General features: G+C 61.3%; 13 protein-coding genes. 5 read left to right on the plus strand and 8 right to left on the minus strand.

Annotation, left to right across the window (positions count from 1 at the left end; translation table 11 throughout):
• Window positions 1-61 precede the first annotated feature (61 nt).
• Window positions 62-1,060 (plus strand): sulfate ABC transporter substrate-binding protein, encoded by a 999-nt coding sequence (locus tag AD659_RS18965; protein ID WP_053124001.1) that lies wholly within the window; start codon window positions 62-64, stop codon window positions 1,058-1,060.
• Window positions 1,061-1,311: 251 nt separating this feature from the next.
• Window positions 1,312-2,514, plus strand: a complete 1,203-nt coding sequence (locus AD659_RS18970; protein WP_053124003.1) for an MFS transporter — start codon at window positions 1,312-1,314, stop codon at window positions 2,512-2,514.
• 61 nt (window positions 2,515-2,575) lie between these two features.
• On the opposite strand, the gene AD659_RS18975 is transcribed toward AD659_RS18970, so the two are convergent.
• The 4 genes from AD659_RS18975 to AD659_RS18990 form a co-directional block, all read right to left on the minus strand.
• Window positions 2,576-2,767, minus strand: a complete 192-nt coding sequence (locus AD659_RS18975; protein WP_003204476.1) for a PLDc N-terminal domain-containing protein — start codon at window positions 2,765-2,767, stop codon at window positions 2,576-2,578.
• Between the two features lie 70 nt (window positions 2,768-2,837).
• Window positions 2,838-3,368, minus strand: a complete 531-nt coding sequence (locus AD659_RS18980) for a hypothetical protein (protein WP_053124005.1) — start codon at window positions 3,366-3,368, stop codon at window positions 2,838-2,840.
• 164 nt (window positions 3,369-3,532) lie between these two features.
• A complete protein-coding gene (locus tag AD659_RS18985) occupies window positions 3,533-4,054 on the minus strand; it encodes an ankyrin repeat domain-containing protein (protein WP_053124006.1) in 522 nt (173 codons plus the stop codon).
• Window positions 4,055-4,148: 94 nt separating this feature from the next.
• Window positions 4,149-5,975, minus strand: coding sequence for a long-chain-acyl-CoA synthetase (locus AD659_RS18990; protein WP_053124008.1), 1,827 nt, complete (start codon window positions 5,973-5,975; stop codon window positions 4,149-4,151).
• Between the two features lie 356 nt (window positions 5,976-6,331).
• Here AD659_RS18990 and AD659_RS18995 point away from each other — a divergent pair, with 356 nt between their 5' ends.
• On the plus strand, window positions 6,332-6,610 hold the full coding sequence (locus AD659_RS18995; protein ID WP_003204481.1) for a DUF3509 domain-containing protein: 279 nt from the start codon (window positions 6,332-6,334) through the stop codon (window positions 6,608-6,610).
• A 771-nt stretch (window positions 6,611-7,381) separates the two neighbouring features.
• Here the strand turns inward: AD659_RS18995 and AD659_RS19005 are convergent.
• From AD659_RS19005 to aroC, 3 genes are read right to left on the minus strand one after another with little or no spacing between them, the layout of a single operon-like run.
• Complete coding sequence (locus AD659_RS19005) at window positions 7,382-7,915, minus strand: 1,2-dihydroxy-3-keto-5-methylthiopentene dioxygenase (RefSeq protein ID WP_053124010.1); 534 nt, start codon at window positions 7,913-7,915, stop codon at window positions 7,382-7,384.
• Window positions 7,916-7,949: 34 nt separating this feature from the next.
• Entirely contained in the window at window positions 7,950-9,095 is a 1,146-nt protein-coding gene (locus tag AD659_RS19010) for an MFS transporter (protein ID WP_053124012.1), read from the minus strand.
• A gap of 34 nt (window positions 9,096-9,129) precedes the next feature.
• Window positions 9,130-10,221, minus strand: a complete 1,092-nt coding sequence (gene aroC, locus AD659_RS19015) for a chorismate synthase (protein ID WP_053124014.1) — start codon at window positions 10,219-10,221, stop codon at window positions 9,130-9,132.
• A 142-nt stretch (window positions 10,222-10,363) separates the two neighbouring features.
• Between aroC and AD659_RS19020 the strand changes: the two genes are divergently transcribed.
• Window positions 10,364-11,329, plus strand: a complete 966-nt coding sequence (locus tag AD659_RS19020) for an alpha/beta hydrolase (RefSeq protein WP_053124016.1) — start codon at window positions 10,364-10,366, stop codon at window positions 11,327-11,329.
• A gap of 106 nt (window positions 11,330-11,435) precedes the next feature.
• Window positions 11,436-12,224, plus strand: a complete 789-nt coding sequence (locus tag AD659_RS19025; RefSeq protein ID WP_053124018.1) for a hypothetical protein — start codon at window positions 11,436-11,438, stop codon at window positions 12,222-12,224.
• 189 nt (window positions 12,225-12,413) lie between these two features.
• Here AD659_RS19025 and prmB read toward each other — a convergent pair whose 3' ends face one another.
• On the minus strand, window positions 12,414-13,322 hold the full coding sequence (gene prmB, locus AD659_RS19030; protein ID WP_053124019.1) for a 50S ribosomal protein L3 N(5)-glutamine methyltransferase: 909 nt from the start codon (window positions 13,320-13,322) through the stop codon (window positions 12,414-12,416).
• Between the last annotated feature and the right edge of the window lie 178 nt (window positions 13,323-13,500).

Here is a 13,500-nt window from a genome sequence, read left to right on the forward strand (position 1 = left end):
TATAAACTTGCCATTAGTGTGCTGGCTACTTGCCCGCCTCCCCTATAAAAAGGAATTCGCAGTGAAGAACTTCTTTGGCGCCTCCCTTCTCGCAGCCGGACTGACCTTCGGCAGCCTGGCCCATGCCGCCCCGACCCTGCTCAACGTTTCCTACGACGTGATGCGTGATTTCTACAAGGACTACAACGCGGCCTTCCAGAAACACTGGCAGGCCGAGCACAACGAAAACATCACTGTGCAGATGTCTTTCGGTGGCTCCAGCAAGCAGGCGCGCTCGGTGATCGACGGGCTGCCAGCGGATGTCATCACCATGAACATGGCCACCGACATCAACGCCTTGGCCGATAATGGCAAACTGGTACCCGAGAACTGGGTCACCCGCCTGCCGAACAACAGCGCGCCGTTCACCTCGGCCACCGTATTCATCGTGCGCAAAGGTAATCCGAAAGCCCTGAAAGACTGGCCCGACTTGCTCAAGGACGGCGTGCAGGTGATCGTGCCCAACCCGAAAACCTCCGGCAACGGTCGCTACACCTACCTGTCGGCCTGGGGCTATGTGCTCAAGAACGGCGGTGACGAGAACAAGGCCAAGGCCTTCGTCGGCAAACTGTTCAAGCAGGCGCCGGTGCTGGACACCGGCGGTCGCGCCGCGACGACTACCTTCATGACCAACCAGATCGGCGACGTGCTGGTGACTTTTGAAAACGAAGCGGAAATGATCGCCCGCGAGTTCGGCCGCGAGCAGTTCGAGGTGATCTACCCGAGCGTTTCCGCCGAGGCCGAGCCACCGGTCAGCGTGGTCGACAAAGTCGTCGAGAAGAAAGGCTCCCGCGAAGCCGCCGAGGCGTACCTCAAATACCTGTGGTCGCCCGAAGGCCAGGAAATCGCCGCCGCCAACTACCTGCGCCCACGGGACCCGGCGGTACTGGCCAAATACACCGACCGCTTCCCGAAAGTGGACTTCCTGTCGGTGGAAAAAACCTTTGGTGACTGGCGCACGGTGCAGAAGACTCACTTCAATGATGGTGGGGTTTTCGACCAGATCTATAGCGGGCAGTGAGGCACTGATCCAGCCAGGATTGCAAGCAAGCCTTTGTGGCGAGGGAGCTTGCTCCCGCTCGGTTGCACAGCGACCGTCAGAATGGGGCCGCTACGCAGCCCAGCGGGAGCAAGCTCCCTCGCCACAAAAGGCTCTCATCGCAGCAACCATCATCAACCGCAGGCATGACTGATATCAGCCACAAGCCCTGTTCCAGCGTCCTGTAAGTCTTTAGCCTCACGCCATCCTTTCAATTGATCGACGAGATTGCCATGAGTGCGCATCCCCCCACCACGCCCGGCGGCACCCTGACCCGCGGCATGGTCCTGCTCTTCGCCTTCTGCTGCGGCGCCATTGTCGCCAACATCTACTACGCCCAACCCATCATCGAACTGATCGCACCCGACGTCGGCCTGAGCAGCACCATGGCCAGCCTGATCGTTTCGCTGACCCAGATCGGTTATGCCCTGGGCCTGTTTTTCCTGGTGCCGCTGGGGGACTTGCTGGAAAATCGTCGGCTGATGATCCTCACCACGCTGCTGGCGATTGCCAGCCTGTTGGGGGCGGCGTTCACTGACCAGCCGAATGTGTTCCTGCTGGTCTCGCTGCTGGTGGGGTTCAGCTCGGTGTCGGTTCAAGTCCTGATTCCACTGGCCGCACACCTGGCGCCAGAGGAGTCGCGAGGGCGGGTCGTCGGCGGGATCATGGGCGGCCTGCTGCTGGGGATCCTGCTGGCGCGGCCGGTCTCCAGCGTCGTGGCCGATCACTTCGGCTGGCGCGCCATGTTCATCATCGCCGCCGCGTTGATGGCCGCGATCAGCATCGTCCTGGCGCTGACCGTGCCCAAGCGTCAGCCCGACCATAGTGCCTCCTATGGCCAACTGCTGGGTTCGCTCGGCACCCTGCTGCGCCAACAACCGCTGTTGCGGCAACGGGCTTTTTACCAAGCCTGCATGTTCGCCACATTCAGCCTGTTCTGGACCGCCGTTCCCCTGGAACTGTCCCGCAACCATGGCCTGTCCCAGACTGAAATCGCCCTGTTCGCCCTGGTCGGTGCCATCGGTGCCATCGCCGCGCCCATCGCCGGTCGCCTGGCGGATGCCGGCCATACCCGCAACGCCTCGCTGCTGGCGATACTGTTCGCGAGCCTGAGTTTCCTGCCGGCGTTCATCCATCCGCTTTACAGCGTGATCGGCCTGGCGGTGACTGGCGTGGTCCTGGATTTCTGTGTGCAGATGAACATGGTCCTGGGCCAGCGCACCATTTATGCCCTCGATGCCAAGAGCCGCAGCCGGCTGAATGCGCTGTACATGACCAGCATCTTCGTCGGTGGCGCCTTCGGCTCATCGATTGCCAGTGCGGTGTACGAGCATGGCGGCTGGTTGTGGGTGGTGATCGTCGGCAGCGCCTTCCCGCTGTTGGCCTTGCTGCGCTTCTTGAGTGCCTCGCAAAAAACGTCCCTGGCCACGGCCTGATTATCCAGGCACAAAAAAATGCCCGGTCGCTCAAGGCGATCGGGCATTTTCATTGGAGCGGTCAGATCCGCACGTTGCCACGCGGCCCGGCAATCGCCCAGATGATCAGGCCCAGGACCGGCAGCAGCAGGATCAGCAGCACCCAGAGGATTTTCATCCCGGTTTCCGCGCCGCTCTTGAGGACATTGATGATCGCCCAGATATCGAGCGCCAGGATAATCAGGCCGACCAGGCCGTTGAAGGTGGAACCCATGGTGTCGCTCCCAAATGGTGATGTGCACCCTTAGGATAGCGGGCCCTCGGCAAGGGTTCGTTTTATTGCTTCAGACGTGGACCGCGACCTTGAGGGCCTCCAGGGCCGGCGCGGCGGCGATGCCGACGTCGGCACACAACGCCAGCACCCGCGGCACGTCGTTGCCGTACACCAGCACCATCTGCAATTCATCGTCGAGCAACTGGCTGAAATTCATCAACACGTAGCCGCCGCTTTCCTTGTTCAGGCTGCTCATTTGGATCTGGATGCGGTTGAGCGCGGTCAGGGCTTCGGTTTTCGCCAGTTGCTTGGGCTTGAGGTTGAACGCCACGCCGGGGCCGAACGAGGCGACGATCTGCTCGAACAGGTCCACGTAGGTGTCGGCCTGGAATAGCACCGTGTCCGGCAGGCTACCCACCACCACCCACTCACCCAACGGGATCGGGAAGGTGTCGTCGTAATTGATGTCGGGATTGGCCGCCTGGAAAGCCGTCGGATCGGCATAGGCCTGGGCCGCTTCGTCAGCGATTTTCTCGATGTCCGCCTCGCCGAGGCAGCCGGAGCTGATTTTGCCGATGAGTTCGATGAGAGCGGCTTTCATGGGGGTGAATCCTGTGGCGAATGGTGTTTTGGGGGCGCGCAGGATAGCGCATCACATCGGTCCGTAGGAGCTGTCGAGCGAAGCGAGGCTGCGATCTTTTGATCTTGATCTTTTGCTTGAGATTCAACTGCCAAAGATCGCAGCCTCGCTTCGCTCGGCAGCTCCTACAGGGCCAACAACTTTTCCAACTGCGCCGTGGTGTCCGCCGCGCCCATGGTCCTTGCGGCATCGAGGGCCGAGACGCCGTTGGCGTCCTTGGCTTTCGGGTCGGCGCCTTTGCCGATCAGGTAGTCGACGATTTCCACCCGGTTGAACATCGCCGCCATCATCAAGGCGGTACGACCGTCGAAAGAGGCGCCTTCCACTTGCGCGCCGCCGTCCACCAGCGCCGAGACGACGGCCAGGTCGCCCTTGAACGCCGCGCCGGCAATCGGGCTCTGGCCGTTGTCGTTGCGGATTTCCGGATCGGCCTTGTGCTCCAGCAGCACCTTCACCGTTTCCACATGCCCGTGGTAAGCGGCCAGCATCAATAAGGTATCGCCCTTGTGGTTACGCAGGTTGGGCGGCAGGCCCTTGCTCAGCAGCGCGGCCATCATGGCAGCGTCGCCCTGGCGTGCGACGTTGAACACCTGCTCGGCAAATTCAGCAGCCTCTTCCGGCGTCATCTGGCGGCTTGTATCGGACATGGGAAACTCCACTCGGGTCTTCGCAAAGCGGCTAGTTTCCCGAGGGACCCGGGCGCTGTCATCCCTTTTTTCATTGTGCCCGTCATAGCCAGAATCAATAACGCAGTTGTCCGCCCTGGATCCGGATCGCCAGTGGCCGGTCCACCCGCACGTACGTGTCGGTGCCCGGCAGCCAGGCGTAGACCGGCTCGTCCCCAGTCACGCACGGGTCGAACCCTTCTGCCTTGAGGCGGGTCTTCTGGTACTTGAAGGTGCCGGTGGTGTCCATTTTCACTTTGATGCGCAGGAACAACGGCACGGCATAAACGGGCAACTTGCATTGCAAGAATTGCAGCAGCTCGCTGAAGTCCAGGGTCGCCAGGGACTCAGAGGGCGTGATCGCCGCCATGCCGGCGCGGCCATTGGTGCCATTGATCTCCACGCCATAAGCCACCGCCTCGGCCACCTGCGGGTGTTGCAGCAAGACGTTTTCGACTTCCGTGGTGGAGACGTTTTCGCCTTTCCAGCGATAGGTGTCGCCGAGACGATCGACGAACTGCCCATGTCCGAAGCCGATATTGCGCAACAGGTCCCCAGTGTTGAAGTAACGGTCGCCCGGCACGAAGACATCCCGGCAGATGGTTTTTTCGGTCTTGGCGGGATCCGTGTAACCGTCCAGTGGCGCCTTCTCGTCGATCCGCGCCAGCAGCAGACCCGGTTGGCCCCTGGGCACTTTTTGCATGCGACCCTGCAGGTTGCGCAACGGCAGGCCGCTGGCATGGTCGTACTGCACCAATTCCCACCCCATCAGGGAAAACCCGATGGTGTTATCGAAATTCAGGATGTTGGTGAAACCGATATTGCCGTCGCTGGCCGCATACAGTTCGCAGATGTGGTCGATGCCGAAACGCGTCTTGAAGGTCGACCAGGCCCCGGGCCGCAGGCCGTTGCCGATCATTTTCTTCACACCGTGCTGGCAGTCGTCGGCAGCGACGGGTTGGTCGATCAGGTAACGGCACAACTCTCCGACATACCCCAGCGTGGTCGCCCGGTAACGGCGTACATCGCTCCAGAACTGGCTGGCGCTGAACTTGCGTCGAATCGCGAACCCCGATGTTCCACAGATCGCCGCGCCCCAGCACACGCACAGGCCCGTCGCGTGGTACAGCGGCAAGGTGCAATAGACGACATCGTCGGGCTGCATGTCCAGGGCGATCAGGCCGAAGCTGGTGGACGTGCGCATCCAGCGACCATGGCGAAAGACCCCGGCCTTGGGCAACCCGGTGGTGCCCGAGGTGTAGAGATAAAAACATGGGTCGTCGCAGAACACCTGCTGGCTGCACGCCGGGTTATCGCCGGGGTAATCCTCGCAGCCAGCCATCAGGTCGACGAAGCCGAACGGAACATCGCCGCTGTCCTGATCCGCCAGCCACCAAGTCCTGCTGCTCGGTAGCACGGTACGCTCTCGCACGTCGTTGAAGGCTGCGACCCGTTCATCCCCGACCACCACTGCAACCGGATTGACCAGGGCCAGGCTGTGCACCAGCGCATCGCCGGTCTGCGAGGTGTTGAGCATGGCGCTGACCGCGCCAACCTTGGCCATCGCCAGCACGCTGATCAACAGCTGCGGCCGGTTCTCGACGAATATCGCCACGCAATCGCCCTTGCCGATGCCTTGGGCCAACAGATAATGGGCGATGCGATTGGCTTGCGCGTTGACCTGTGCATAACTCAACACCGTATCGCCACACAGCAGTGCCGGGCCCAGGGGATTGCGTTGCGTGGCCTGCTCGAAACACCAGCCCAGGCCGCAAGGCTGGGTCGGGTCCTGGACATTGGCCAGCTTCATGCCTTTGACGATCCGGGGCACGGCTCTGGCGATGGTTGGCAGCTTGCGCAGCATCATGCCCCAGGTAATGGCGTCGCTGGGTGTACGACTCATGGTGATCTTCCCCGTTCGACCTCGTGGGTCTCGGTTCTTGTTATCGGGCTGGCAGTGATTTTGGCTCGAAAGTACGCCGGCCATCGCGGCGCTGTACACGCGGTTTTTGCAATGTTTTGTATCCGCGGTCCGAGGCAGGCGAAGCGTGAGCGCTGGACAACGATTTGGTTCCAAAAATCATTGCCCGACCACGCAAAATGCAGGATGCACGATGGCTATTCATGCAAGATGCACGAAAGCAAAAATCCGCACAAAATATAACCCATTGTTTTTAAAGTGTTTATTGAAAAATAAAATGCTGGCACAGACAGTGCAACCCTCCCTCCACGGTTTGCCATACCATGGAGCAGTCAACTATGAACATGATTCAAGAAAAGTTTGCGTCCCTGTTTTCCAACTACGAAGTGACCACTCAGCCCCGCCCGGATGGCGGCATTCTGCTGACCTTGCGTAATAGCGACGGCAAGCTGTTCAAACGCACGATTTCCTACGCTCAATTGCATGCTGGGGATCAGTTGTCCTGGGCGATCAGCGCGATCCGTCGCGACTTGGCTGAACAGGCCAGCGAGTTGCCACAGATCACGCTGTTGCAGAGCCAGCATCGGTTTGCGCTGCCGACTTACCATAGCGCTTGAGTCTGCTGGTTAACTCGGTTTGCTGTTTACTTGGAAACGGCGCTTCTTTCAGAAATGGGAAGCGCCGTTTTTTTGCGCCTTCTTTTGAGGGCGTTTGATCGGTGTGTATATCCGTTTCTGCGGTAACGGCTGCTTAGGGTTCCGCCCTGACGGCGGGTCACTTTCGAAAAGCCCGGAAGCCGGCCCAGTCGAAAGTAACCAAAGCGCTCCTGCCCCACCACTCGGCACCTCGCTAAGGCTCGGTGTGCCCGAGATCAACGTCCATCGCGAGGCGGCCTGATAGCCGACCTGGCTCTCTGGTCGTACTCCGCTCCCACAGGGTTCTGCGGTGGACATAAGTTTTGTGGCTGCTGAAGATCCCATGTGGGAGCGAGCTTGCTCGCGATAGCGGTGGCTCAGCCACATAGATGACGGCCTGTGCCCCGCTCTCGCCGTTGCTCTTGCTCTTGCTCTTGCTCTTGCTCTTGCTTTGGATCTTGATTTTGATCTGGGGCGCCCCGTTAACCACGATGGCCGAACGCAGGCATTGCGCAGTGGGCATCCCGGCATGGATGCCGGGATAGCCGCGCTGGGCCATGGATGGCCCTTCGCGGCGGCCCACGGAGCAATGCCGGAGTGAGGGCACACCGAGCCTAGGCGAGGTGCCGAGTGGTGGGGCAAAGCGCTTTTGGTTACTTTTGGCGCTCTTCCAAAAGTGACCCGCCGTCAGGGCGGAACCATAAGCCGCCGTTACCAAAATAATGGATATACACACAAACCCAAAGAACGCGGTCAATCCTCCAAACGCGGAAACCGCCGAGCAATATCATCCCCTGTCAGCTCAGCAACCACCCCATGCGAATCACCAGACAAACGAATCGAAACAAAATGCGGCCGCTCCCCCCCATCAAACCAATGCGGCATACCAGCAGGCACCGTTATCAAGTCATTCCTTTCACACAGCACCGCATAGACATAATCGCCAAGGTGGAGGTTAAACAAACCACGACCGGTAACGAAAAATCTCACGTCATCCTGGCTATGGCGATACTCATCGAGCTCCCCAGCCTGTTCCGGATGATCACTGCTGACACTGACGATATCGACCGCCACATAACCCCGCTCAGTCATCAACCCATCGATCCGAGCCTGATAAGCCGCAATGATCTCTTCATCCCTGGCACCCGGCTGGATTTTCACCGCTGCTTCCCAACGGTCAAAGCGCACACCTTGCTCAGCCAACGTCGCGACAATGTCCTCGAAGTGAGTCAACACCTTGTTCGGAATCTCAGGGCTCGAAACGTGATAGACGGACAGGCTGCTCATGACAATGGCTCCAGCAAATTAACGGTTCGAAGGCTCATGGCCGGTCCTCTTGCATACGTGTCGCAATGATAACGGCTGCCGCAAAGGCTGCGACGCTGGCGAGGCTGAACGTCCAACTGGCGCCCAGGGCATTCCAGCTGTAGCCGGAGTACAACGCGCCCAAGGCCCCGCCCGTGCCGGCCAGCGCCGCATACAGCGCCTGTCCCTGGCCTTGCTGACGAGGGCCGAAACTACGTTGCACAAAATGGATGGCGGCGGCGTGAAAACTGCCGAAGGTCGCCGCGTGCAACACCTGGGCAAACAACAATACCCAGAGAAATTCGGCCAGCGAGCCCAACAACAGCCAGCGCAACGCCGCCAGCAGGAAACTCGCCAGCAGCACCCGACGCACGGAAAACCGCGCCAGGATCCGGCTCATCAGCAGGAAGACCAAAACTTCCGCCACCACACCGACCGCCCAAAGCAGGCCGATCAAGCCGCGACTGTAGCCCAGGTGTTCGAGGTGCAAGGTCAGGAAGGTGTAATACGGCCCGTGGCTCACCTGCATCAGGCCCACACAGGTATAGAACGCCAGCACGCCAGGGTTGCGCAGTTGTCGCAGGAAGCCCTCCCCCGCGACTCGCGGCCCCTGCAATGGCTGGGCATTGGGCACCCAGAAACTGGCAAGGACGATACCGGCCATGATCAACACCAGCGCCACCGGGTAGATGTCCAGGCTCAGCCATTCGAACAAACGACCGAGCACGACCACGGTGATGATGAAGCCAATGGAACCCCACAGGCGGATCTGGCTGTAGCGCGCGGCCTGCCCGCTCAAGTGGGCCAAGGTGATGACTTCGAACTGCGGCAACACTGCGTGCCAGAAGAACGCATGCAGCGCCATGACCATCGCCAGCCAGGCGTAGCTTTTGTCGATGAAGATCAGCGAGAAGGCCAACAGCGTGCAGATCGCGCCAAACCGCACGATCGCCAGGCGTCGGCCAGTGTAATCGCCTAGCCAGCCCCAGATGTTCGGCGCCACGCAGCGCATCAGCATCGGGATCGCCACCAGCTCGCCGATGCGCGCCGCGTTGAAGCCCAGGTGATCGAAATACAGGGCCAGGAACGGCGCCGTCGAACCGAGCAGCGCGAAATAGAACAGATAGAAACTGGAGAGCCGCCAGTACGGCAGTGCCGCCACGGTCGTCAGGCCACGGCGGCTGGCAGGCCGGCCATCAAAGTTGTCCCAGTACCGGGGTGCTGACGCGCACGTCGGCGTTCTGGCCGCGATGACGCAGCAGGTGATCCATCAGCACGATGGCCATCATCGCCTCGGCGATGGGCGTGGCCCGAATGCCGACGCATGGGTCGTGACGGCCCTTGGTGATGACCTCCACCGGGTTGCCATGGATGTCGATGGAGCGCCCCGGCGTGGTGATGCTGGACGTTGGCTTCAAGGCCAGGTGCGCCACGATCGGCTGGCCCGAGGAAATGCCGCCGAGGATCCCGCCGGCATTGTTGCTGAGGAAACCTTGCGGCGTCAGTTCATCACGGTGTTCGGTGCCACGTTGGGCGACGCAGGCGAAACCGGCGCCGATCTCAACGCCCTTCACTGCGTTGATGCTCATCAGCGCGTGGGCCAGCTCGGCGTCGAGGCGGTCGAAGATCGGCTCGCCCAGGCCCGGCATCACGCCTTCGGCGACCACGGTGATCTTCGCGCCGACCGAATCCTGGTCCCGGCGCAGTTGGTCCATGTAGGCCTCGAGTTCCGGCACCTTGTCCGGGTCGGGACAGAAGAAGGCGTTCTGTTCCACCGAGTCCCAGGTCTTGAACGGGATTTCGATGGGCCCCAACTGGCTCATGTAGCCACGGATGACGATGCCCTGGCTGGCCAGGTACTTCTTCGCGATCGCCCCGGCCGCCACGCGCATGGCGGTTTCCCGGGCCGAGCTGCGGCCGCCGCCACGGTAGTCGCGCTCACCGTATTTGTGGTGGTAGGTGTAGTCGGCGTGGGCCGGGCGGAACAGGTCCTTGATAGCCGAGTAGTCCTTGGATTTCTGGTCGGTGTTGCGGATCAGCAGGCCGATGGCGCAGCCGGTGGTGCGCCCTTCGAACACACCGGACAGGATTTCGACTTCATCGGCTTCCTGGCGCTGGGTGGTGTGGCGGCTGGTGCCGGGCTTGCGGCGGTCCAGGTCACGCTGCAGATCGTCCAGGGAAATCTCCAGGCCCGGCGGGCAGCCGTCGACAATGGCGACCAACGCCGGGCCATGGCTTTCGCCCGCGGTGGTGACAGTGAACAGCTTGCCGTAGGTATTGCCGGACATGCAGGGTGCTCCGTGAAAACGCTGAGAAACTCAACCTTGGATTCGTAGTGGGCGCCAGTATACGCAGGCTCCCCGCGTAGTTCATCCTCGAACCTTATCGGCGGCCGCCAGTCCAACCGGCACCTTCGTAACTAATGGCGTGATGATGTTAAAGCTGCTTGCCTTAAGCCTTGCCTTGTTTACCGGCCTGTTTTCCTGCCTGGCCCAGGCCACGGTGCTGCAACGCCCGATCAGCCTCGACACCGGCAATGGCGAACTGTTCGGCTCGTTGTTGCTGCCCAAGTCCGACACGCCGGTGCCGGTTGTCCTGATCATTTCCGGGTCCGGTCCTACGGATCGCGACGGCAACAACCCCGAGGGCGGGCGCAACGACAGCCTCAAGCGCCTGGCCTGGGTCCTGGCCAGGCACAACATTGCCAGCGTGCGCTATGACAAACGCGGTGTGGCCGCCAGCCTCGCGGCAACACCGGACGAGCGCAACCTGAGCGTCGAGGCCTATGTGGCCGATGCCGTGGCCTGGAGCCACAAGCTCGCCACCGATCCACGCCTGGGCCCGTTGATTCTGCTGGGCCACAGCGAAGGCGCACTGATCGCCAGCCTCGCCGCGCCCCAGGCCAACGCGGCGGCGGTGATTTCGCTGTCCGGCAGCGCCCGGCCAATCGACCAGGTGCTGCGCCAGCAACTGAGCAACCGCCTGCCACCGCCGCTGATGCTGCGCAGCAACGAGTTGCTCGACAGCCTCAAGGCCGGTCGGCTGGACAACAACGTGCCAGCGCAACTGCAGGTCATTTTCCGCCCCAGCGTACAGCCGTACCTGATCTCCTTGTTCCGCCAAGACCCGGCCCAGGCCTTCGCCGCGCTGACGATGCCGGCCTTGATCATCCAGGGCAGCAACGACATCCAGGTCAGCGTCGATGATGCCCGGAAGTTGAAAGCCGCCAAGCCCGACGCCGAACTGGTGCTGATCGAGGGCATGAACCACGTGATGCGCATCGTGCCCAACGACGTGAAACGGCAACTGGCCTCCTACAAGGACCCCAACCTGCCCCTGGCGGCCGAACTCGGCACGCGGATTCTGCGTTTTATTGACTCGTTAGCCGCGCGTTAGGCGGTTTTAGTCGATTTAGCTTCAGTACTGGCAAAAATGGCCGATAACCCGGTGTCGGATAGCGCAATGGCTACCGACCCGCCGGCCTGGACAGGATTTTGCCGTTATGACTGAAACTCAAACTTCCCCCGACACCGCTGCCGAAGCCCCCGCCTCGTCTGCGGTGGAGCTGCCGTGGGCCGATGTGCATACCGAGCATCACAAGATGCTCCGGCTGGCGCCGCTCAAGACCGACCGCGCCACCGGCGTGCGGCCGTTGCGGTTTGTCGAGTTCAGCTATGTCGAGCGCCACAGCAAGGAACGCAGCCTCCTGCGCATGACCATCCAGCTGCCGAACCAGCGGGTGCGCAAGGAACAGAATCACCTGGACGTCTGGGCCGATCACGTCGAGAAACGCCTGACTTTTTCCCCGGACAACCTGCAAGTCGAGCCGTTGAACCGTGGCATTGGCCGGTTCCTCGCGGCCCAGGGTATTACCTGGGCCAAGAAGCGCTGGTCGGCCTACCAGGTGGACGGCACCGACCTGGACAACAAGGACGCCCTGAACGAAGACACGCGCCTGCGCCGCGACCGCTTCCTCAAGGCCCAGGGCTTCGAGGTCGCCTACGCCGACGCCCAGCACCTCAAGGGCAGCATCAAGTCGGCCCAGGTCGGCGATCTGGTCGGGGACTGGAACACCGAGAAGCTGCAGTTCGTGACCATCCTCGAAGCCGCGCAGATGCTGCAACAAGCCGAGCAGAACCTGGCGGAACAGGAAGTCAAACTCAAGCAGCAGGAAGAGAAGGTCAACAAGTTCAAGCGCGAAGACACCGGCTTGCGCTTCACCATCACCTGCCTGGTGGCCTTCGCCATGTTCCAGGCGGGGTTGCTGATCTGGATTGCGACGCGGCACTGATCCCAACCGCGCATGCCCCCACAGTGGGGTTGCGGCGCAATACGGACAATCCCGTGGCGAGGGAGCTTGCTCCCGCTCGGCTGCGCAGCAGTCGTAAATCTGGCAAATACTATTTTGAGCCTTTAAAGCGAGGGCTGCTGTGCAGCCCAACGGGAGCAAGCTCCCTCGCCACAAAAGCGGTCGCAGCAATCAAACCCGCGAAGCGAACAACCCCTGGTGCTGGCGGCACTGCTCGGCGCTGAGCATGAACACGCCATGGCCGCCGCGCTCGAAGTCGAGCCAGGCGAAATCGACTTCCGGGTACAGCGCCTCGACGTGCACCTGGCTGTTGCCCACCTCGACAATCAACAGACCCTTCTCGGTCAGATGATCGGCCGCCTCGGCCAGCATCCGACGAACCAGGTTCAAGCCGTCGTCGCCACAGGCCAGCCCCAGCTCCGGCTCATGTTGGTATTCCTGCGGCATATCGGCGAAATCTTCCGCATCGACGTAGGGCGGGTTCGACACGATCAGGTCGAAACGTTGCCCCGGCAAACCGTCGAAACCATCGCCCTGGACAGTGAACACGCGCTCATCGACGCCGTGGCGCTCGATGTTCTGGTTGGCCACTTCCAGTGCTTCGAACGACAGGTCGGCCAGCACCACTTCGGCCTCCGGGAATTCATAGGCACAGGCGATGCCGATGCAGCCGGAACCGGTGCACAGGTCGAGAATCCGTGCCGGCGCCTGGCCCAGCCAAGGCTTAAAGCGTTTTTCGATCAGCTCACCGATGGGCGAACGCGGAATGAGCACGCGTTCGTCGACGATGAATGACATTCCACAGAACCAGGCCTCACCCAGCAGGTAGGCCGTCGGGATACGCTCGGCAATCCGCCGACGCAGCAAACGCTGCACGTGGACCAGCTCTTCGTCTTCAAGACGGCAGTCCAGGTAGCTGTCGGCAATTTCCCACGGCAGATGCAACGCGCCCAACACCAGTTGACGGGCTTCGTCCCACGCATTGTCGGTGCCATGGCCGAAAAACAGATCCTCCCCATGGAAACGGCTGACGGCCCAACGGATATGGTCGCGCAGGGTACGGAGGCGGGAAGTGATCACGGTGGCAAACTCCAGAAAAATCGACGGGCGAGTCTACCAGCCAAACGCGCCCCCACCCAAACGCGCCCCGATGACGAACGAAAAGCGCCGGACCAACCGTAGGATTTGTCCGTTTTTTGCACCGCCTATTGAACAAGACGAGCATCTTGACAAGGCTGTAGGCCAGCAACGGCGGCCC

Source organism: Pseudomonas thivervalensis (genome assembly GCF_001269655.1).
Lineage (GTDB): Bacteria > Pseudomonadota > Gammaproteobacteria > Pseudomonadales > Pseudomonadaceae > Aquipseudomonas > Aquipseudomonas thivervalensis.